Annotated in this window: 22 protein-coding genes; 10 read left to right on the top strand and 12 right to left on the bottom strand. The window is 64.8% G+C overall.

The features are described 5' to 3' along the window. Positions 1–12: 12 nt before the first annotated feature. Both IVB13_RS01295 and IVB13_RS01300 read left to right on the top strand, forming a co-directional pair. Positions 13–1002 carry a hydroxyacid dehydrogenase gene (locus IVB13_RS01295; RefSeq protein WP_018457904.1) on the top strand — a complete coding sequence of 330 codons (990 nt, stop codon included), beginning with the start codon at positions 13–15 and terminating at the stop codon, positions 1000–1002. A gap of 185 nt (positions 1003–1187) precedes the next feature. Further along, the gene (locus tag IVB13_RS01300; RefSeq protein ID WP_247336703.1) at positions 1188–1667 is read left to right on the top strand and encodes a hypothetical protein; all 480 of its coding nucleotides are present in this window, start codon (positions 1188–1190) and stop codon (positions 1665–1667) included. A gap of 33 nt (positions 1668–1700) precedes the next feature. Here the strand turns inward: IVB13_RS01300 and IVB13_RS01305 are convergent, their stop codons facing one another. Further along, on the bottom strand, positions 1701–2198 hold the full coding sequence (locus IVB13_RS01305; protein ID WP_018457906.1) for a DUF1993 domain-containing protein: 498 nt from the start codon (positions 2196–2198) through the stop codon (positions 1701–1703). A gap of 138 nt (positions 2199–2336) precedes the next feature. Between IVB13_RS01305 and IVB13_RS01310 the strand changes: the two genes are divergently transcribed. From IVB13_RS01310 to IVB13_RS01320, 3 genes are all read left to right on the top strand, one after another. Further along, on the top strand, positions 2337–3119 hold the full coding sequence (locus IVB13_RS01310) for a transporter substrate-binding domain-containing protein (protein ID WP_018457907.1): 783 nt from the start codon (positions 2337–2339) through the stop codon (positions 3117–3119). A 172-nt stretch (positions 3120–3291) separates the two neighbouring features. Beyond that, entirely contained in the window at positions 3292–4200 is a 909-nt protein-coding gene (locus tag IVB13_RS01315) for a DUF2147 domain-containing protein (protein WP_247336706.1), read from the top strand. Positions 4201–4377: 177 nt separating this feature from the next. Further along, complete coding sequence (locus tag IVB13_RS01320; RefSeq protein WP_007590916.1) at positions 4378–4728, top strand: hypothetical protein; 351 nt, start codon at positions 4378–4380, stop codon at positions 4726–4728. A gap of 143 nt (positions 4729–4871) precedes the next feature. Here IVB13_RS01320 and IVB13_RS01325 read toward each other — a convergent pair whose 3' ends face one another. Together IVB13_RS01325 and IVB13_RS01330 are read right to left on the bottom strand one after the other, a co-directional pair. Next, complete coding sequence (locus tag IVB13_RS01325) at positions 4872–5276, bottom strand: cupin domain-containing protein (RefSeq protein WP_018457909.1); 405 nt, start codon at positions 5274–5276, stop codon at positions 4872–4874. 25 nt (positions 5277–5301) lie between these two features. Next, positions 5302–6000 (bottom strand): ribonuclease activity regulator RraA, encoded by a 699-nt coding sequence (locus IVB13_RS01330; RefSeq protein WP_018457910.1) that lies wholly within the window; start codon positions 5998–6000, stop codon positions 5302–5304. Positions 6001–6247: 247 nt separating this feature from the next. On the opposite strand from IVB13_RS01330, the gene pxpB reads away from it, so the two are divergent. The 3 genes from pxpB to IVB13_RS01345 are packed head-to-tail and all read left to right on the top strand — an operon-like array spanning position 6248 to position 8816. Beyond that, positions 6248–6979, top strand: a complete 732-nt coding sequence (pxpB, locus tag IVB13_RS01335; protein ID WP_085353084.1) for a 5-oxoprolinase subunit PxpB — start codon at positions 6248–6250, stop codon at positions 6977–6979. Continuing rightward, positions 6976–8013, top strand: a complete 1038-nt coding sequence (locus IVB13_RS01340) for a biotin-dependent carboxyltransferase family protein (RefSeq protein ID WP_018457912.1) — start codon at positions 6976–6978, stop codon at positions 8011–8013. The genes pxpB and IVB13_RS01340 overlap by 4 nt, the downstream gene beginning before the upstream one ends. Before the next feature lie 32 nt (positions 8014–8045). Then, entirely contained in the window at positions 8046–8816 is a 771-nt protein-coding gene (locus IVB13_RS01345) for a 5-oxoprolinase subunit PxpA (RefSeq protein ID WP_018457913.1), read from the top strand. Here IVB13_RS01345 and IVB13_RS01350 read toward each other — a convergent pair whose 3' ends face one another. The 5 genes from IVB13_RS01350 to IVB13_RS01370 all read right to left on the bottom strand — a co-directional run bounded on the left by IVB13_RS01350 (position 8817) and on the right by IVB13_RS01370 (position 14637). Then, positions 8817–8969, bottom strand: coding sequence for a hypothetical protein (locus IVB13_RS01350; RefSeq protein WP_007590908.1), 153 nt, complete (start codon positions 8967–8969; stop codon positions 8817–8819). A 200-nt stretch (positions 8970–9169) separates the two neighbouring features. After that, positions 9170–10777, bottom strand: a complete 1608-nt coding sequence (locus IVB13_RS01355) for a sulfite reductase subunit alpha (RefSeq protein WP_018457914.1) — start codon at positions 10775–10777, stop codon at positions 9170–9172. Continuing rightward, complete coding sequence (locus IVB13_RS01360) at positions 10774–12555, bottom strand: NirA family protein (RefSeq protein ID WP_018457915.1); 1782 nt, start codon at positions 12553–12555, stop codon at positions 10774–10776. The genes IVB13_RS01355 and IVB13_RS01360 overlap by 4 nt, the downstream gene beginning before the upstream one ends. Before the next feature lie 331 nt (positions 12556–12886). Further along, entirely contained in the window at positions 12887–14050 is a 1164-nt protein-coding gene (locus IVB13_RS01365) for a CmpA/NrtA family ABC transporter substrate-binding protein (protein ID WP_018457916.1), read from the bottom strand. Next, a complete protein-coding gene (locus tag IVB13_RS01370) occupies positions 14047–14637 on the bottom strand; it encodes an ANTAR domain-containing protein (RefSeq protein ID WP_007590901.1) in 591 nt (196 codons plus the stop codon). Before IVB13_RS01370 ends, IVB13_RS01365 begins: the two co-directional genes overlap by 4 nt. Positions 14638–14748: 111 nt before the next feature. Here IVB13_RS01370 and rimO point away from each other — a divergent pair, with 111 nt between their 5' ends. Then, positions 14749–16074, top strand: a complete 1326-nt coding sequence (gene rimO / locus IVB13_RS01375; protein WP_018457917.1) for a 30S ribosomal protein S12 methylthiotransferase RimO — start codon at positions 14749–14751, stop codon at positions 16072–16074. Positions 16075–16164: 90 nt separating this feature from the next. Here rimO and IVB13_RS01380 read toward each other — a convergent pair whose 3' ends face one another. The 3 genes from IVB13_RS01380 to IVB13_RS01390 all read right to left on the bottom strand — a co-directional run bounded on the left by IVB13_RS01380 (position 16165) and on the right by IVB13_RS01390 (position 18021). After that, the gene (locus IVB13_RS01380) at positions 16165–16584 is read right to left on the bottom strand and encodes a carboxymuconolactone decarboxylase family protein (RefSeq protein ID WP_026233462.1); all 420 of its coding nucleotides are present in this window, start codon (positions 16582–16584) and stop codon (positions 16165–16167) included. Beyond that, complete coding sequence (locus IVB13_RS01385; RefSeq protein ID WP_018457919.1) at positions 16517–16948, bottom strand: MerR family transcriptional regulator; 432 nt, start codon at positions 16946–16948, stop codon at positions 16517–16519. Before IVB13_RS01385 ends, IVB13_RS01380 begins: the two co-directional genes overlap by 68 nt. Positions 16949–17073: 125 nt before the next feature. Further along, the gene (locus IVB13_RS01390; protein ID WP_018457920.1) at positions 17074–18021 is read right to left on the bottom strand and encodes a hypothetical protein; all 948 of its coding nucleotides are present in this window, start codon (positions 18019–18021) and stop codon (positions 17074–17076) included. A gap of 403 nt (positions 18022–18424) precedes the next feature. On the opposite strand from IVB13_RS01390, the gene IVB13_RS01395 reads away from it, so the two are divergent. Then, positions 18425–19621 (top strand): acetylornithine transaminase, encoded by a 1197-nt coding sequence (locus tag IVB13_RS01395; protein ID WP_018457921.1) that lies wholly within the window; start codon positions 18425–18427, stop codon positions 19619–19621. A 122-nt stretch (positions 19622–19743) separates the two neighbouring features. Here the strand turns inward: IVB13_RS01395 and IVB13_RS01400 are convergent, their stop codons facing one another. Beyond that, a complete protein-coding gene (locus IVB13_RS01400; RefSeq protein WP_018457922.1) occupies positions 19744–20718 on the bottom strand; it encodes a quinone oxidoreductase in 975 nt (324 codons plus the stop codon). Between the last annotated feature and the right edge of the window lie 22 nt (positions 20719–20740).

Raw genomic sequence — 20740 nt, forward strand, 5'->3', positions numbered from 1 at the left:
CAGGTAGGGACGATGTCGACCAACAAGAAGAAAATTTTTGTCACGCAAACTTTGTCGCAAGGGGCGCGCGCCCTCCTCACCCAGCGAGATGATATCGAGCTCATCGAGTTTCCGAACCTGATCTCCGCCAGGGATTTCGAGGCCTTGCTGAAGAGCCACGCGCCGGTCCATGGCGTGGCGCTCGGCGCCACCGCTTTCGGCGAGACCGAGCTCGAAGCCTCGAAGGACATGAAGGTGGTGACCCGGATCGGCGTCGGTTACGACGCCGTCGACGTCCCCGCCCTCTCCCGCCGCAAGGTGCCGCTGATGGTCGCCGGCAGCGCGAACTCGCCCTCGGTCGCCGAACAGGCGCTGTTCATGATGCTGACACTGGCAAAACGCGCGCAGGAGATGCACGCCTGCGTGAAAGACGGCAAATGGGCGGACCGTCTCGGCATGCTGCCGTTCGATCTCTACGGCAAGACCGTCCTCATCATCGGCTTCGGCCGCATCGGCACCCGCACCGCCAAGCGCTGCCTGGCGATGGACATGAATGTGCAGGTCTATGATCCCTACAAGGCAGCCGCAGAGATCAAGGCAGCAGGCTGCGAGCCGGTCGCCGATCTCGATGCCGCGCTGCCTCACGCCGATTTCGTCACCATCCACTGCCCGAAGACGCCGGAGACAGTCGGCCTGTTCGATGCGGCGCGGATCGGCCGGATGAAGCCGAAATCCTACCTCATCAACACCGCACGCGGCGGCATCGTGAAGGAGGCGGCGCTGTACGACGCGCTGGTCTCGGGCAAGCTCGCCGGTGCCGGCATCGACGTGTTCGAGGTGGAGCCGCCACCGGTCAGCAACGCGCTGTTCGCGCTGCCCAACGTCATCATGGCTCCCCACGTCGCCGGCGTGACGGTCGAGGCGGTGAGCCGGATGAGCGAGCAGACCGCGCGCAACATCCTGAGTGTGCTGGACGGCGATCCTATCCGGCAGAACATCATCAATCAGGATGTCCTGGGCTGAGCGCATCTCCGGGCTAGGCGGTTCTCCTGGGCGGGCGGCTGCCCCCCGCCTTCGGAACGCCAGAATGAGTCCCATTTTGGTGCAGATCGAGCCCTCACTCAGCCTTAATCAAACCCGCGTAATAGGTCCGGCCGCGGCGGCGGTGGGACAGACTTGCCGGCCGCGTCGAGCTGGAGGATGGACCCTTGTCAGAGATCGACCCGACCGACCACGCGTTGGCGACCATCGCCAGCATCCTGGAGCATCCTGAACCCGTCCTCGTCGTGCGCGAGACCGAGACTGTCACCGTGACTGAAATGGTGGTTGCTGGTGAGCATGGGGTCGCGGACGAGCACCCGATGGTCGACGAGCATCCGGTGGTCGAGGAGCAGCCGCTGGTGCCGGAGCACGCCGACGCCGACGGCTACAGCAAGGTCGGCCCCGGGCCGATGGTGGCGATCCGTCTGAAATGGACGGTCCATCGCGGCGATGACGGCCAGTTCTACGTCCACGAGACCATCGGCGAGCAGTCCGTGCCCGTGGTCAGCGGCCCGATGACCGGCGAAGCCGCGGTGCATTTCGTCGACGCGCATGAGGACGAGGCGCATCGGCGCTTCGAAGAGCTGCGCAGCGAGATCGCCGGCCGCAGCTCGCTCGCCGATTACGAGCGCAAGGGCGAAGCCTAGCGCGCTCTCGCGCGAAGTGGATGCCGGTTCGGCTTATCGTCGTCCGAGATAATCCTTCTTCACGAGCTCGACGCCTGCGTGCCGTAACAGGTCGTAGGCGGTCGTGACGTGAAAGAAGAACTGCGGAACGCTGAAGGTCAGCAGCAGCGTCCGCCCGGTGAAGGGCAACTCGGTCCCGTTCTTCAGCCTGAAGAAGACATTCCGCTCCGCCGCAGCATTGATCTCTGCGCGCGGCAGGCTTTCGATGAACTCGATTGACGTCGCGATGCGGGCCTGGAGCCCGGCCATGTCGTGCTCCAGCACCGGCAGCGCCACCGGCTCGCGGTCGGCGAGCAAGGCCGCGGCGACCGTGGCGTGGCGACAGGCCTCGCCGATCTGTTGCGCCAGATCGTACATGTCGGGCGCCATGCGCATGCCGAGCAGGACGGCCGGGTTGAACTTCCGGGCCTCGGCATAGGCAACGCCCTTGTCGAGCAATGCGGAGAGGTTGCGCAGATACGGCACGAAGAGTCCGACCGAGGCGTCATACATTGAGATCGTCACTTCAAAATTCCCTTCAATTCCGCCTCGCCAGAGACGGGCATCTGGTCTAAATCCAGGCCTCAAGACAGGCCTCGAGAGCTGCACAATGACAGCTTGGACATGGGTGGAAAAGAGATGATCGTTCGAATGACCATTCGAATTCTGGCGACTTTGGCCGTGGTCCTGCTGGCAAACCTTTCGGCCCACGCACAGCAGACGGCGCCGTCCCGCCTCGACGAGATAGTCAAGCGCGGCACTTTGCGCGTCGGCATGACTGGCGACTACAAGCCCTTCACCTATCTCGACAAGACGACGCAGCAATTCAGTGGCTTCGATGTCGACATGGCGGAGGCACTCGGCAAGGCGCTCGGCGTCAAGGTCGAATTCGTGCCGACGGCCTGGCCGAAGCTGATGAAGGATTTCGAGGCCGATCAGTTCGACATCGCCATGGGCGGCGTCTCGGTCACGCTCGACCGGCAGAAGAAGGGCTTCTTCTCCACGCCGATCATGCGCGAGGGCAAGACGCCGATCGCGCGCTGTGCCGATGTCGGCAAATACCAGAGCATCACCGACATCGACAAGAAGGGCACCCGCGTGATCGTCAATCCCGGCGGCACCAACGAGCGCTTCGCGCGTGCCAACATCAAGGACGCCGACATCACCGTCTTCCCGGACAATACCGTGATCTTCGACGAGATCGCCAAGGGCAATGCCGACCTGATGATGACCGACGCCTCGGAGACGCGCTACCAGCAGAAGCAGCATCAAGGCGTGCTCTGCGCGGTGCATCCCGACAAGCCGTTCGATTTTTCCGAGAAGGCCTATTGGCTCCAGCGCGACATGGCGCTGAAGGCCTTCGTCGATCAATGGCTGCATATTTCGATGCAGGACGGCAGCTACAAGAAGATCTACGCCGCCTGGTTCGATTAGGGCCGCGTCCTCCTGTCGCTTGTGCCGGCCAAACTTTGGACCGGCTCCGGTGTTATTGAACCCGAAACGCAGAAGCCACGACTCATACGGTGACAGTGATCTAGATCACTTTTTGCGATCGAACCGGGGCGTATGCGTCGGTGCGGGGACCACCTGTTTCAGGAGATGCGAAATGAGGAAGCTGTTGGCCACGGCCGCATTCCTTTTGGCGAGCACCGCTGCGCAGGCGCAGTACACCTTCGACTATGGCGGGCGCACCATCCGCATTGATCCCGACCGCGGCACGGTGCAAATCCCCGGCGTCTACGACAACACCGGCCAGGGCAAGGCGAAGAAAGCCAAGAACGATGCCAAGGGGGCTCCCAAAGCGGACCCGCAGGCACCGCAACAGGCCAAGGCTGATCCGCAGCCGCCTGCCAATCCGGCGCCGGCCCCAACACCTGTCACGGCGCCGCCCGCGGCCGAGCAGGCCCCTGTCCAAGCTCCCGTCCAAGCCCCCGTGGCCGTGGCGCCTCCTGCCCCGCCAGCGCCTCCGGCCACCACGGCTAACAAGGCTCCGGCCGAAGAGGCGCTTGTGCCGCCGCCTCAGCCGGCCCCAAGTGCTGCCCCGACGGTGGCCGCAGTACCGCCCGCCCCGCCTCCACCGCCCGCCCCGACGGTCGCAGTCGCGCCGCCGGCGCCATCTCGGCCTCCCGTCCCGGCGCCTGCTCCCGTTCAGTCGGCCGCCGTCGCGCCGCCGGCTACCCCAACCGCGGCCACGCGCGACCTCAATTCACCGCTCGGCGTCTGGCTCACCGAGGAGAAGGAAGGCAAGGTCCGCATCGAGCAATGCGGCAGCAATCTCTGCGGCTACTCGGTCGATTCGAAATCGAACCAGAATGGCGAGCAGGTTCTGATCAACATGAAGCCCGGCAAGGACCAGAACAAGGACCCAAAATGGTCCGGCCGGATCCTCGATCCGAACTCCGGCTCGACCTACGATTCAACCATCGCGCTGAAGGGCACCGATCGCCTGCGCGTGCAGGGCTGCGCCTTCGGCGGCATGTTCTGCGGCGGCCAGACCTGGACGCGGGTGAACTGACTTCCCGCGACACTCTGACCGAGACAAAGGGCCCGCAATGCGGGCCCTTTTGCTTTTGCCCCTCGATTTCCGGGATGTGCGCGACATCACAGAGCCCGTCGCGCGCGTGACAGCCCTCACATCGCCGGTTCCGCGTCCGTGACACGATCCCCGCATGATCAACCCTAGGGGCGTGTCATGAACGGATTTCGCAAGGCTCTCTTCGCCACAATCATAGTCATCGCGTTGCCGGCCGCGCAGGCCAGCGCCAGCACATTCGACGGCGCATGGAATGTCCGCATCTCGTCATCGAGCGAGACCTGCGGCAACGGCTCGACCGTCGCCATCGGCATCAACAACGGTCAGATCGCCTCGAGCAGCGCAATGGTGACGGCGTCGGGCCGCGTCGCGGATGCCGGCAGCATCAATGTCACCTTGAGCACCGGCATCAAGCGCGCCGTCGGCTTCGGCCGCCTCAGCGGCACCTCCGGCTCCGGCACGTGGCGCGGCAGCATGTGCACGGGAACGTGGACCGCCGAGCGGATGTAAGGTGTCGTGCCCCGGACAAGCAGCGACGAGAAGCGTTGCTGCGCAGAGCCGGGACTCAGCAGTCCTGATGCCGTCAAAAGTTTTGGGCCCCGGATCGGCGACGCATCGCCGCGGGGCGATGCGTCTTGTCCGGGGCACGAGAGCTAGCCCAACGCGGCCCCATACTCCGCGTCGCTCACCGGCTCCAGCCACGTCGAATAGACGCCGTCGAGCGCTTCTTGCATGGCGATATGGCACATGCCGTTGGTCGGCGATCCGCCGTGCCAGTGCACCTCACCCGGCGGAATCCAGACGGTGTCGCCGGGACGGATCTCCCTGACGGGCCCGCCTTTGGTCTGAACGCGGCCGACACCGGAGATGACGTAGAGGGTCTGCCCGAGCGGATGATGATGCCAGTTGGTGCGTGCGCCAGGCTCGAACGAGACACGCGAGCAGTTCAGCCGTGCCGGCGCGGGCGCCATGATCACCGGGTCCTGCCAGACGGTGCCGGTGAAATTTTCCTTGGGCGCGCGGCGGGTCAGCCGCGTGCCTGCAACAGTGATCTCCATTGGGATTACCTCGCTTCTTTCCCGATTACTTCTTGCTTGCTGCGTAGCGCGCCTTGGTCTCGGCGTTCATGGGATAGAGGCCCGGGAGCACCGCGCCATTGTTCACCTCGTTGACGATCCAGGCTTCCATCCGCTCCTGCTCGACACCCTCGTTGAGCACTTGTTCGAGCATCGCCTGCGGGATCAGCACGCAGCCGTCCTGGTCGGCAACAACGATGTCGTTCGGGAACACCGCAACGCCGCCGCAGCCGATCGGCTCGCCCCAGCCGACGAAGGTCAGACCGGCGACTGACGGCGGCGCGGCATAGCCGTCGCACCAGACCGGCAGGTTGGTGCCGAGCACGCCCTCGACGTCACGCACGACACCGTCGGTGACGAGTGCGGTGACGCCGCGCTTCATCATGCGCGCGCATAGGATGTCGCCAAAGATGCCGGCGTCGGTGATGCCCATGGCGTCGACCACGGCGATGCAGCCCTCCGGCATTGCCTCGATCGCGGTGCGGGTCGAGATCGGCGACGACCATGACTCCGGCGTCGCCAGATCCTCCCGCGCCGGCACGAAGCGCAGCGTGAAGGCCGGTCCCACCAGGCGCGGCAGACCCGGACGCAGCGGACGCGCGCCGCGCATCCAGATGTTGCGCAGGCCCTTCTTCAGCAGGACCGTGGTGATGGTGGCAGTGGTGATGCCGGCGAGGGTCTTGCGGGCTTCGGGGGACAGCGACATGGAAACAGACGAGCTCCGGATGGGCGGGAAAGAACGCGCGCATCTTGCGGGGTGCGGGCCTTGCGTCAAGGGCCAATAGGATACCAATCATGCAGGGCCGCAGCGCAGTTATGCGTCGCGATAACAAGGGTTTATCGCCTCCCCCTGCATTAATTTATTGGACTTGCGGGCGCATTTACGCGAAGCAGGGACAAGCGGAGCTCAAGGCCGAGCCCGCGTATCTCCAGAAGCCCGATTTCGACAGCCCATGTCCGCGACGCTTCCCCCGCCCCGCCTGCTGCCCAGTGGCGACAGCGCCGTCACGGTCGAGTTCAGCCGTACCATCGACGACGACGCCAACCAGCGCGTGCTGGCGCTCGACAAGGCGCTCGCAGCGAGTCCGATCGATGGCATCACCGAGTCCGTGCCGACCTATCGCTCGCTGCTGGTGCATTACGATCCCGGCAAGATCGGCTTTGATGAACTTGGCGAAAAGCTGCTCGCGCTCGCCAGCCAGCCGCTGCCGCCGGCCACCAAGGCCCGCCGATGGCGAATTCCCGTCGCCTATGGCGGCGAGCACGGCATCGACCTCGAGGACGTCGCGAAGGCGCTGAACACCACACCCGACGACATCGTCGCGCGCCACGTCGCCGGCGACTACAAGGTTGCCATGATCGGCTTCACGCCGGGCTGGTCCTATCTCAGCGGCCTCGACAAATCCCTGCAGATGTCGCGGCGGCAGAATCCACGGCTGCTGACGCCTGCCGGCACGATCTCGATCGGCGGCATCCAGGCCGGAATCCAGTGCCTGGCGGCCCCGAGCGGCTGGCACCTGCTCGGCCGCACGCCGGTGCGGACCTATCAGCTCCACCGCAATCCGACCTTCCTCACCGAACCCGGCGATCGCGTGACGTTTTTCGCGATCGACCACAAGACATTCGAGGAACAGGACCGCGCTGCCGAGGCCGGCGAGATCATTGCCGAGCAGGTGGTGGCATGAGCCGGCTCGTGATCGCCAGCATCGGGCCCGCAAGCTCGGTCCAGGACGGCGGACGCCATGGCGCGCAACGCTATGGCCTGACGGTCAGCGGAGCGATGGACCGCCTGTCGCTCGCGGCGGCGAACACGCTTGTCGGCAACGAACCGTTCGCAGCCGCTGTCGAGGTCGGCCCGTTCGGCGCCGCGTTCACCGCGCGCGACGGTGCCGTGCGCGTCGCGATCTCAGGCGCGCCGCGCAATGCGGACATCGCCGGCAGTCCGGTCGCCACGGACACATCGGTGACGCTGAAAGACGGCGAGACGCTGACGCTGGGTTTTGCTCGCGGCGGTGCGTTCACCTATCTGGCGATCGAAGGCGGGATCAAGGGCGAGCCGGTGTTCGGCAGTCTCGCAGTCAACGCCCGTGCCGGTCTCGGCAGCCCCTACCCGCGCCCGCTGCAGGCCGACGACGAATTCAGCGTCGATGCCGCAAGCGGTGCACCGGAACAGCGCATCGAACTGCCGAAGCCGTCGAGCGGTCCGATCCGCGTCCTGCTGGGTCCGCAGGACGACGAGTTCGACGACGCCAACAAGGCGCTGTTCCTCGACAGCGAGTGGAAGATCTCGGCGACCTCCGATCGCATGGGCTACCGGCTGGAAGGTCCCGCGATCAAGCATCTGCACGGCCACAACATCGTCTCCGACGGCACGGTCAACGGCAGCATCCAGGTGCCCGGCAACGGCGCGCCGATCGCGCTGATGATGGATCGCGGCACCTCCGGCGGCTACCCGAAGATCGCGACCGTGATCACGGCCGACGTCGGCCGTCTCGCGCAGACCTCAGCGGGAACGGCGTTCCGCTTCAAGGCGGTCAGCATGGCCGAGGCGCAGGACGAGGCGAAGAAATTTGCGCAGCTGATCCGCAACCTGCCCGATCGCCTGCGTTCTGCCGACACCGTGGCGCTCAACATCGAAGCGCTCAGCGATGCCAACGTCGCGGGCTATGCTGTCAGTGCCGTCGACGCCGGGACCTGGCAGGTCGCGGCCGAGCCGTAAACGACAAGACGACCAGAGACGGAGAGCAACCCATGAAGACGATCGATCTGAATTGCGATCTCGGCGAAGGTTTTGGCGCTTGGGAGATGGGCAATGATGCCGCCATGATCGAGCTGGCGAGCTCGGTCAACGTCGCCTGCGGCTTCCACGCGGGCGACCCCGACATCATGCGCCGAACGGTCGAGCTGGCGAAGGCGCGCGGCGTCTCGGTCGGCGCGCACCCTGGCTATCGCGACCTGCACGGCTTTGGCCGCCATCCGATCGCGGGTCTGAAGGCCTCCGAGATCGAGAACCTCGTCGCCTACCAGATCGGCGCGCTGCAGGCGATCGCGACCGCGGCCGGCCACAAGGTAACGCATGTGAAGGCGCATGGCGCGCTCTCCAACGTCGCCTGCGAGGACGACATGACGGCGAAGGCGATCGCCGCCGGCATCAAGGCGGTCGACCCGAGCCTGATTTTCGTCGTGCTCGCCAATTCCAAGCTGGTGAAGGCCGGCGAAGCCGCCAATCTGCCGATGGTGCACGAGGTGTTCGCCGACCGCGCCTATGAGGACGACGGCAATCTCGTCTCGCGCAAGAAGCCCGGTGCAGTGCTGCATGACGCCAAGGCCATCGCCGACCGCGTGGTGCGCATGGTGCAGGACGGCGCGGTGGTCTCGGTCACCGGCAAGGTCATCAAGATGCGCACCGACACGGTCTGCATCCACGGCGATACGCCGGGCGCCGTCGACATCGCGCGCGGTCTGCGGCAGGCTTTGAAGGATGCAGGGATCGAGGTCGCGCCGTTCAAGCGCGGAGCGTGATCAGAACGGGTGTACCGACAGCGTGCCGAACACGATCGCGGCGATGACGGCGAAGGCGCTGTACATTGCGGCATGATGCACGCTCGCACCGGTCCGCCGCGAGAGCGAGCGCGCGTAGAAGTGCAGCCTGGCTTCCGCCGATAGTTCGCGCATGGTCGATCTCCAACGCCCCATTCGGACGATTATGAAGGATCAACCGGGGTGGCGGGCAAGAGACCGGCGGAAATAGCGATGCGGGTTCTCTGAAAACCCCCCATCGCAGGAGCAAATTCTCCTCGCCCGCCACTTCCGAGAATCTTATTCGCTCAAATCCGAGCCAGTTGGAACCGGCTCGGATGACCGTAGGATGACATCTAGTAGACGTCAGCCTGGAAGCGGCCCGTCTTCTTGAGTTCTGCGACAAAACTGACGGCTTCGTCGGTCGAACGCGCCCCGAATTGGGCGACGATATCGACCAGTGCACGCTCGACGTCCTTGGCCATGCGTTTGGCATCGCCGCAGATGTAGAAATGCGCCCCCTCGGCGAGCCACGTCCACACCTCGCGGCCGACCTCGCGCATGCGGTCCTGCACATAGAACTTCTTCTCGCCGTCGCGCGACCAGGCCAGCGACATACGCGTGAGCAGGCCCGAGGTCTTCATCGCGTTGAGCTCCTCCTGGTAGAAGAAGTCGCAATCGCTGCGCTGATGGCCGAAGAACAGCCAGTTCTTGCCAGGCGCACCGGTCGCCTTGCGGTCGAACAGGAAGGCGCGGAACGGCGCAATGCCGGTGCCGGGGCCGATCATGATGATCGGCGTCTTCGGATCCTGCGGCAGGCCGAAATTGTGCGCCTTCTGCACATAGACCTTGAGCTTCTCGCCCTCAGCGATGCGCTCGCCGAGGAAGGTCGAGGCAACGCCGATGCGCTTGCGTTTGCCGATCACGTAGCGCACGGAATCGACCGTCAGCGACAGCTTTCCAGGCGTCGCATTGTGCGAGGACGAGATCGAATAGAGCCGCGGCTGCAGCGGCTCGAGCGCCTCCACGAAGGCTTCGGGATGCGGCCGCGTGCCCGAGAACTTCTGCAGCGCCGCCATGACGTCGAGCGTTGCGGCATCGCCATCGGGATCCTCGCCCTGTGCCAGCGCCCGCGCCTTCTCGCGCTGCGCGCCGCCGGTGATGAAGGAGAGCAGTTCGAATAGCGTGTCGGGCGCCGGCGACAACGAGACGTCGTCGATCAGCACCTCGCGCAGCGTCTTGCCGTTGACCTTCGTGGTGTGGGAGGCACCGAGCAACGCGATGACCTGGTCGACGAGGCCGAGCTCGTTCCGCGCGAACACGCCAAAACTGTCACCGACGACGTAGTCGAGTTTGCTCTCGGAGAGATCGAACTCGACGTGATAGGTTTCCTTCTCGGACTTTCCCTTGTTGAGAAGACGGCGCGACAGGAAGGTCGCCGCAACGGGGTTGTCCCGCGAGCGGCCGGGCTCGGCGATCGTCACGGTCACGGCGGGGGCCGCCACCGCGTCTTGCTTGTCAGCCGGCTTTGCCGCCGGCGCCTTATCCAGCTCTTCGTGCAACGACTTCAGCATCCGTGCGGTTTCCTTGCCACCGGGGACGCAGAGGTTGAGGCGCGCTTCACTGCGGCTCGCGATCGCCTCCGAATAGTCGTGGCAATTGTAGCCGCACTGCCCGCAATCCTGCTGCGCCATCGCCGCCATCATCTTGCGCCGCACGGGACGGCCTTCGGCGAGCTTCATCCGATCGGCGATCGGCATGGTCTGGTCGTGCCACGGCGCTTCACCGTCGTCACCGTCACCAGCCTGCATGACCGCGGCGCCCTGCTCCGCCGACAGCGGCGTGGCCGCCTCAGGCGACAGCAGCCCGGCAAAGAAGCCGTTCAGCCAGGAGCGTTGCGCGTCGGAGAACGGGGCGCTCGTGGGAATAATGTCGAGTTTGGGTGGAGGGCTGATCTGGTTCATGAGGACACCTCGGCATCGGCAAGCTTGCGCAGCGTCTCGCCGTCGTGGCGGCGCGCAAAGGACAGGAAGGTTTCGTCAGGAGACGAGCGATGGGCGATATAGGCCTTGAGCAGCCCTTCGACCGTCTTCGGCGCGTCCTCGGCCTTGAGGTCGTGATAGACCTCCTGACCGACGTCGGCGTCAGGACCGAACCCGCCGCCGGTGAAGAGATGATAGCCCTCCACCGTGTCCTCCTCGTTGACAGGCACGCGCGCCCCGATCAGACCGATGTCGCTGATGTAGTGCTGGGCACAGGAATGGTGGCAGCCGGTGACGTGGATGTTGACCGGCTTGTCCATCTCGACGCGCGGCTCGCACCATTCGCCGATCTCGGCGGCGTGACGCTTGGTGTTGGAGGCGGCAAAGCGGCAACCGGCATTGCCGGTGCAGGCGATCAGGCCGGCGCGGATGTGCGAGGCCTCGGCCGCGAGCCCGATCTGCTTGATCGCCGCAACGGCAAGCTCGACATTCTCGTCACGCACCCCTGATATCAGCAGGTTCTGCCAGACGGTCAGACGGATCTCGCCGTCACCGAGGTCCAGCGCCACCTTGGCGAGACCCCGCATCTGATCGCAGCTGATCTTGCCGAGCGTCAGCGACACGCCGATCCAGTTCAAGCCGTCCTGCTTCTGCTTGTGCACGCCGATATGCGCCATGCGGTCCGCGGCCGGCCGCGGCGCAAACGCCTCTTCCGTCACGCGCGTGAACGGCGTCTTCAGCCGCTCTTCGACCAGCTTGAGAAAGCCGTCATGGCCCATGGCGTCGAGCACGTATTTCAACCGCGCCTTGTTGCGGTTGGTGCGGTCGCCGTGCTCGATGAAGACGCGCACGATGGCGTCGGCAACGGCGGTAGCGTCTTCAGGCTTGACGACGATGCCGGAATATTTCGCAAAGTCCTTGTGGCCGGTGATGCCGCCGAGGCCGAGGCGGAACCAGATCCCGGGTTCGACGCCGAACCCATCCTTCACCTCATACGCCGTGAAGGCGATGTCGTTGGTCTCCTCGAGCACCGCGATCTTGCCGGCGCCGTCGAAGGCGACGTTGAACTTGCGCGGCAAGCCATACAACGAGCGATCGTTCAGGATGTGGTAGTGCCACTCGCGCGCATAAGGCCGCGTGTCGATCAGCTCCTGCGGATCGATGCCCGCCGTCGGCGTTCCCGTCACGTTGCGGATGTTGTCGGCGCCGGAGCCGCGCGAGCACAGGCCGAGATCCTGTATGCCCTCGATCAGCTTCACGGCGTTCTTCGGCGGGATCTCGCGAAGCTGGAGATTGGCACGCGTCGTGACGTGGCTGTAGGGCCCGCAGGTTTCATCGGCGAGGTCGGCAAGGCCGGACAGTTGCCAGTGCTTCATGATGCCGTTCGGAATGCGCAGACGGCACATGTAGGAGTCCTGCGTCGGCGCGACGTAGAAGATGCCGTAATAGCGCCAGCGGAAATTGTCCGCCGGGCTTGGCGGCGTATTATCGAGCGCCTGCTGGCGGAGACGCGGATAGGCATCGAAGGGATGCTCGTCGCGCTTGACCTTCTCCTGGTCGGCGAGCTTCTTGCCCGCGGCGATCACCTTGTCCTGCGCCTTGATGTGCACGGCATCGGGACCGGTCGGCTCGGCGTTCGCCTTGCCGGCGCCGCCGCCGAGACCGCGACCGACGCGACTGATCTGCAGACCGGTCGTGAAGCCTTCAAGGTAGCGTTTCTGGTCGTCGGTAAAGTCGACTGAGACGGTGTCGAGTTTCATGGTCAGTAACGAAGCTCCTGCGGCCACCTGGGTGGTATCGACGGAAAGTGCACGACCCGCGAGGAGCTCGGCTGGCTCGAGAGCCGGCTGCGCACCCAGCGGTCCGAACAGCTTCGTTGCTGGGGACTGGCGCAGCAGGCATCTGTGACAGGCTGGCCGCACTGCAACATTCAAGTTGCGTGCCAGCTTCGATGAAATGAAAATGTGTGAGGTATCAGGTAATTAAGAGCGCGCCGGGGAACTCTGGGCTCCGGAACTCTTATGAAATTCGAGCAGTCGGCCTAAAATTTAGACTCGGATCTCCAGCGCTCAAAAACGATGCAGACCCGAATCACACCTTCCAGCGGCCCACCTCGAAGGCCTCGAGATGCCCCCGAATATTGGCGGGATCGAAGGCGGGGCCGGCGAATGCGCCGAATGCCGCGGGGGCTTGGGCGGGCGGCCGGCGCCCGAGGGCGCCGTCGTAGAGATCGGGCCTGAACACGGCCATCGCCGTCTTGACGCCGTCGGGCGTCAGCGTCGTCTGCCCCCAGCGCACCATCTGCGCATAGAGCCAGGCGGCCTGGACCGGATCGGGGCGCCCTGCTTCCTCGCGTCCCACCAGGAGGTAGCTGCCGCTCTCGCGAAAGGTGCCGTCCGGCGAAATCTTGAGGCGCCCCGTGAGGGTGCGCTGGATGACTTCGGCATCGACGCCGATCCGCTCCGGCTGCGCCAGGATCTGCGCCGCTTCGGTCCGGTTTTCGGGATGCTCGATGAACTCGGCGGCTTTCACCGCCGCGCGCACCAGGCTGGCTACCACGTCGGGATTCTTGTCGGCCCAGACCTGGCGGAGCGCCAGCACCTTCTCCGCCGCATGGGCCAGGATGTCGGAGACGAAATGCAGGATGTGGCCGATCCCGAGATCGACCGCGATCGAATTCCAGGGCGCACCGACGCAGAACGCATCGACATGCCCATTGGCAAGACTGTCGACCATATAGGGCGGCGGCAGCACGACCAGCCGCACGTCCTCGTCGGGATCGACGCCGGCCGCCGCCATCCAGAACCGCAATTGATAATTGTGGGTCGAGAACGGGAAGGTCATGCCGAAGGTCAACGGATCGGCCCCAGCCTTGCGCCGCTTGGTGACCACGCGCGCCAACGCTTTTGCCGTGGCGAGCGGATCGAAGCGGTCGCCGTCGATCTCCTCCATCAGCGCGGTATGAAGCGCCGGCGAGACCGTGATCGCGTTGCCGTTGATGCCGAGATTGAAGGGCGCCGCGATCGGCACCTTGACGTGGCCGAGCCCGAGCGAGGACGCAATCGCGACGGGAGCGAGCAGATGCGCGGCGTCGAACAAGCCGATATTGAGCTTGTCGCGGACGTTGGACCAGGAGACCTCGCGGACCAGTTCGACCTCGAGCCCTTCAGCCGCGGCAAATCCCTTGTCGACGGCAACGATCAGCGCTGCGGCATCGACCAGCGGAATGAACCCGATGCGGAGGGGAGCGGTCATTTCAGCATCTCCGACGCGGTGATGATCGACTGGGCGATCTCGCCGATTTTCTTCTTCTCGCGCATCGCAGTGGAGCGCAGCAGCACATAGGCCTCGTCCTCGGTGAGGCCTTTCACCTTCATCAGGATGCCCTTGGCCTTCTCGATGACCTTGCGATCCTCGAGCTGCGACTTGGTACGCTCCAGTTCCTCCTGGAGTTTTGCGAAGGCATTGAAGCGCGACACGCAGAGGTCGAGGATCGGCTTGATGCGCTCCTTCCTCAGCCCGTCGACGATATAGGCGGAGACCCCCGCCTCGACCGAGGCCTGGATCGAGGATGAATCGCTCTGGTCGACGAACATCGCGATCGGCCGCTTCACGGCGCGGCTGACCTGGAACATCGCTTCCAGCACGTCGCGGCTGGGGTTTTCCAGATCGATCAGGATGATGTCGGGATCGACCGCATAAATCCGGGCGAGCAGGCTCTGCATCTCGCGGATATGGACGATCTGCGTAAATCCGGCCTCCCGCAACCCTTCTTCGAGGATCGCAGCCCGGATCGGGCTTTCGTCGACGATCACGATTTTGGGCGACTGTTCGGCGCTCATTGCTCACTCACCACCAGTGATTCATCCATAGCATGCCCGCGAGCCATGCAAAGGGTTGTAATTATGGGCAATTGGGACTAGCTCAACCCTGTCAATCAGGCAGATTTGGATATGGATCAGACGGCTGCGCCGAAGGTCAGCTTCGTGTCGCTCGGGTGCCCCAAGGCTTTGGTGGATTCCGAGCGCATCATCACGCGTCTGCGCGCCGAGGGCTACGAGCTCGCCCGCAAGCATGACGGGGCCGACATCGTCATCGTCAACACCTGCGGCTTCCTCGACAGCGCCAAGCAGGAATCGCTCTCGGCGATCGGCGAGGCCATGGCCGAGAACGGCAAGGTGATCGTGACCGGTTGCATGGGGGCGGAACCCGAGCAGATCGAGCAGGCCTATCCCGGCGTGCTCTCCATCACCGGCCCGCAGCAATATGAGAGCGTGCTGGACGCCGTGCATCGCGCGCTGCCGCCCGCCCACAATCCGCATCTCGATCTGGTGCCGCCGCAAGGCATCAAGCTGACGCCGCGGCACTACGCCTATCTGAAAATCTCCGAGGGCTGCAACAACCGCTGCACCTTCTGCATCATCCCGAAGCTGCGCGGCGACCTGGTCTCGCGACCGGCCAACGACGTGCTGCGCGAGGCCGAGCGCCTGGTCGACGCCGGCGTGAAAGAGCTGCTGGTGATCTCGCAGGACACTTCGGCCTATGGCGTCGATCTGAAATACGCCGAGAGCCCGTGGAAGGATCGCCAGGTCCGCGCCAAATTCATCGACCTCGCGCGCGAGCTCGGCGAGCTCGGCGCCTGGGTCCGGCTGCAATATGTCTACCCCTACCCGCATGTCGACGAGGTCATCGCGCTGATGAACGAGGGCAAGGTGCTGCCCTATCTCGACATCCCGTTCCAGCATGCGAGCCCCGAAGTACTGAAGGCCATGAAGCGCCCGGCGGCGCAGGACAAGACGCTGGCGCGCATCAAGCGCTGGCGCGAGCAATGTCCTGATCTCGCTTTGCGCTCGACCTTCATCGTCGGCTTCCCCGGCGAGACCGATGCGGACTTTGCCTATCTCCTCGACTGGCTGGACGAAGCCGAGATCGATCGGCTCGGCTGCTTCAAGTACGAGCCGGTCGCCGGCGCCACGGCGAATGCGATCGAGAACCCCGTGCCGGAAGAGATCAAGCAGGAGCGCTACAATGCACTGATGGCGCGCCAGCAGAAAATCTCTGCGCGCAGGCTGAAGCGCAAGGTCGGCACGCGCCAGCAGATCATCATCGACGAGGTCGGCCCGACCGTCGCAAGGGGCCGCTCCAAGGCTGATGCGCCCGAGATCGACGGCGCCGTCTACCTGTCGAGCCGCCGCCCCTTGCGCGTCGGCGAGATCGTCACCGCCAAGATCGAGCGCGCGGACCAGTACGACCTCCACGGCAGCGTCGCGGGATTCTGAGATTCCGGTCGCGGCACGCCGGCAAGACCGGCGCGCCTTAGGCATTTTCCACCAGCCGGCGTTCAGGCTGGGCGTGCCCGAACTACGAGGTCATGTCGCTTCTCCCGACGCCTGCTGTTCGTCGCGTGCGGCGAACACTTCCTTGGCTGCGAACAGCCCGTTCAGCGCCGCCGGGAAGCCCGCATAGACGGCCATCTGCATCATGATCTCCACGATCTCGTCGCGAGACAGGCCGACGTTCAGACCCGCCTCGAGATGCACTTTGAGCTGAGGCGCGGCATTTCCGAGCGCCGTCAGCGCGGCGATCGTGGCGATCTCTCGATCGCGCAGGCCGAGGTCCGGGCGGCAGTAAATGTCGCCGAACGGAAACTCGATCACGTATCGTGCGAAATCCGGAGCTATGTCGGCGAGTGAGGCGACGACCTTTTCGCCGGCACTGCCGTCAATACGTGACAGGGCCCGCTGACCGCGATCGAAGCGGCTTTCGTCTTGTGTTTGGGCGTGCGTCATTTTCCTTCGTCCTCTGTTCGTCGCTGGCATAGCCGGCGATCTTGGTATCAAGGACGAGCAGGCATTCCTGGAGTTCGGCAATCTGCGTGCGTACCTGTTCCCGGTGGACTTCCAGAATCTGCCGCCGGCTTGTGCCGGTAGCGTCGCCTTCATCCCGAAGCGCCGCGTAACGCAACATGTCCCGGATCGGCATTCCCGTGGTCTTGAGCCGCCCAAGGAATGCGATCCATGTGAGGATCGATGCGTCAAAGTCGCGCTGGCCGGAGCGATCCCGGTCGGCGTATGGAAGCAGCCCGATGCGCTCATAATAGCGCAGCGTGTGCGTCGACAGGCCGGTCCGTTTTGCGAGGTCGCCGATCTTCATGTGTGCCCGTTCTCGTACTGACGCACGTACAGATACCCCTTCGAGCGCGCTCTAAGTCAAGGGGGATCGAAGGTGCAAAGATTTCGGCGCGCCGGCTGGGCGGCAGCGTCGCGGCACTCCGAGCTTCAAGATTCCGCCAGCCATTTCGGCACCCAGCGCTCCGGGCGCGGGGCGCGGGCAAGATCGGCTTGCGCCTCCGACAGCTTCGCGGGCTCGCCCTCGATGGTCGGGCGCACATCATATTCGAAGTTCGGCATGACGCGGCCGTCGGCATAGAGACCGAATTTCATGGCGTACCACAGCCCGAGCTCGGGCTGTGCGCGGCGCATCTCCTCACGCAGATCGCGCAGCAGGGATTCGATCGAGGCGGCTTCCTCGAACGGCTGCGGCCCGCGCGACAGGACGCGCGCCTCGTACTGCTTGCCGACGATCGCGACCTCGAAATGCGTCTTGTCCCAGGCGTTCTTGCCCTTGGGGAGATGCGCGGTCAGGCGCCAGCCGAGCTCGGCCATCAGGCGATGATTGGCCCAATAGTCTTCGCGCTCCCGGCTCCATCTTTCCATGAAGCCGCGAAAGTCGGGCAGCTCCGAGGGATGGTTATCGGCCGCCGCCGTCTCCCCGGTCGGCCGTCCTGTCAGCCACTGCGCGAGTTCGACCGTCTGGCATTCGACCTCGTCATGTGGCTTCAGATCGCTCCAAGCGTTGTCGAATTGCTGTGATGTCAGTTTTGCCAGCAGACCATCGAGGCTCGGCGCCAGCAGCTCGTGATCGCCCTCGGACCCAAGCCCCACGATCGGCGGATTGTCGCGGTCGAGACCCGCGCCATACCAGCCGCCAACAGCCGAGCCATCCGACAGCCGCATGAACAGCGAAAACCGGTCGCGCAAGGGACTGCCGTCAACAATAGGCGCCTGATCGGAAAACTGGCCCTGCAGCGAGAAGCAGCCGACGCTGCCCCAGGGCCGTCCCTTCAGCCAGCCGGCAAAGTCCAGCAACAGCGGCGGCGCCTCGATGCCCGGCGGAAACGCGCCGCGAATGCTGTCGAGGTCGATCGAATAAGGCGTGTCGGACAAGGCTTAAAACTATCTGGTTGGTCCCGCCCCTCTTGGTCCGAACCGTCATCCGTTCGGTTCGAGCCAATTCGCGTTCGCTGATCACAAACGCGCTAGAGACGTAATGGTTTCCAGCCGCCCATCTCTCTCCTGCCCCATGCACGCTGGGCGTGTGGTCTGCAAGGCGGCGCTTGACAAGCCCGGCCATTCGCATGTATTGCCGCGCCCCATGATCAACGCTCGGACCCATCAGCGCACCGAAATGCTCCGCCGTCGCTTCCGCGACGATGAGAGGGTGCGCCATGTCCGACGACGCCGCTGAAGCACTGAATTCAGCGTAGGTTTTCGAGAAGGCCGCACCCGCAAGGTGCGGCCTTCTTGCTTTTCGCGCCCCCTTTTCCACCCGCCTCCAGAGGAGTTCGACATGACCACCGCCACCCATCCGTATGACGCGTTGATGGACATCACCGCTCGGCCCAAGGCCGTGTTCGTTCGCGGCGCCGGCTCCTACCTCTGGGACGACAGCCGCAAGCGCTATCTCGATTTCGTACAGGGCTGGGCGGTCAACTGCCTCGGCCACTCCCCGCCCGCGATCGCCAACGCGCTTGCCGTGCAGGCCAAGCGGCTGCTGACGCCAAGCCCCGCCTTCTACAACGAGCCAAGCCTGAAGCTCGCGCAGGCGCTGGTTGCAGACAGCGCGTTCGACCAGGTGTTCTTTGCCAATTCCGGCGCGGAAGCCAACGAGGGCGCGATCAAGCTCGCGCGCAAATATGGCAGCCTGCATCGAGGTGGCGCGTACGAGATCATCAGCTTCGAAGGCGGCTTTCACGGCCGCACCTTGGCGACGATGTCGGCCTCGGGCAAGAAGGCCTTTGAGCCGCTGTTCGAGCCAAAGGTCGCCGGCTTCAAGAAGGCGAAGCTCAACGACATCGCCTCGGTCGAAAAGCTGATCAACGACAACACCGTCGCTGTGATGCTCGAGCCGATCCAGGGGGAATCAGGCGTATGGCCGGCGACCGACCAGTTCTTGCAGGAGTTGCGCGCCCTCACCGACGCGCACGGCCTCCTCCTGATCTTCGACGAGATCCAGACCGGGATGGGCCGGAGCGGCAAGCTCTTCCACTACGAGCACACCGGCATCGCGCCCGACATCATGACGCTCGGCAAGGGCATCGGCGGCGGCGTGCCGCTCGCGGCGCTGCTCGCGACCGAACGCGCGGCCTGCTTCGAGCACGGCGACCAGGGCGGCACGTTCAACGGCAACCCGATCATGTGCGCGGCGGGGCTTGCGGTGCTCGACGAGGTCAGCAAGCCGGAGTTCCTGAAGACGGCGACCGAAACCGGGCTGCTGCTCGAAAGCGAGCTGCAGAAGGTCTCGGCGCGGCATGGGCTCGGGGAAGTGCGAGGTCGCGGGCTCCTGCTCGCGCTCGACCTCAAGCTGCCGATCGCGCCCGGCATCGTCGCGCAGGCGTTCGAGGCCGGCGTCCTCCTCAACGCGCCGCAGGTGGACACGTTGCGCTTCATGCCGGCGCTGAACGTCACGCGGGCCGAGATCGCCGAGATGATCGATTGTCTCGACGGGATCTTGACCAGAGCCGGCGCGGCACGGCGGGTGGCGTAGACGGCCCGCTCTCTTCTCCGTCATGGCCGGGCTTGTCCCGGCCATGTACGCCTTGAGGCGCGGCACGAAGAGCGTGGATGCCCGGCACAAGCCCGGGCATGACGACTTCGGCAAGACGTTCTCTACGGCTTCAAGATCGACGCGCCCGTGGTCTTGCGACTCTCGAGATCGATATGCGCCTTGGCGGCGTCTTTGAGCGCGTAGGCATGGTTGATCGGCACGTGCAGCTTGCCGTTAATGACGGCGGCGAACAGCGTGTCAGCGCCTTCCAGCAACTCCTTGCGCGTTCCGATATAGTCGTTGAGCTTGGGCCGGGTCGCAAACAGCGAGCCGTGGGTGTTGAGCTCGGCGATCGAGAACGGCGGCACCGGGCCTGAGGCATTGCCGAAGGAGACGAACATCCCGCGCGGCTTCAGGCAGGACAGCGAGCCCGGGAACGTCGCCTTGCCGACACCGTCATAAACCACGTCGCAGCCCTCGTTGCGGCTGATCTGTTTGACGCGCGCAACGAAGTCTTCCTCGTTGTAGAGGATCACATGGTCGCAGCCATTGGCCTCGGCAAGCGCAGCCTTCTCGCGCGAGCCGACGGTGCCGATGACGTGGGCACCCATTGCCCTCGCCCATTGGCAGGCAAGCAGGCCGATGCCGCCGGCCGCGGCATGGATCAGCACGCGATGATGCGGCTCGACCTTGAAGGTCTTGTGCAGGAGATACCACACCGTCAGCCCCTTCAGCATCAGCACGGCGCCCTGCTCGTGGGTGATGTGGTCGGGCAGCTTGACCAGCCGCTCCCAGGGGATGTTGCGCTCCCCGGTATAGGCGCCGAGATTGTGGTAGTAGGCGACGCGGTCGCCGGGATGGAAATTCGTCACGCCCGGCCCGACCGCGACGACCTCGCCCGAGGCCTCGTTGCCGGCGATGAAGGGCAGCCCCGGCGCCTTGTAGAGGCCGGTGCGGTAATAGACGTCGATGAAGTTCAGGCCGACGGCATGCTGGACGATGCGCACCTCGCCGGGCCCGGGCGCCGGAACATCGACGCTCTCATAGACCAGGGCTTCGGGGCCTCCGACCTTGTGCACACGGACGGCTTTGGTCATCACCTGACCTCCTTTTCTCGCG

Source organism: Bradyrhizobium sp. 17 (genome assembly GCF_023073515.1).
Taxonomy (GTDB): Bacteria; Pseudomonadota; Alphaproteobacteria; order Rhizobiales; family Xanthobacteraceae; genus Bradyrhizobium; species Bradyrhizobium canariense_D.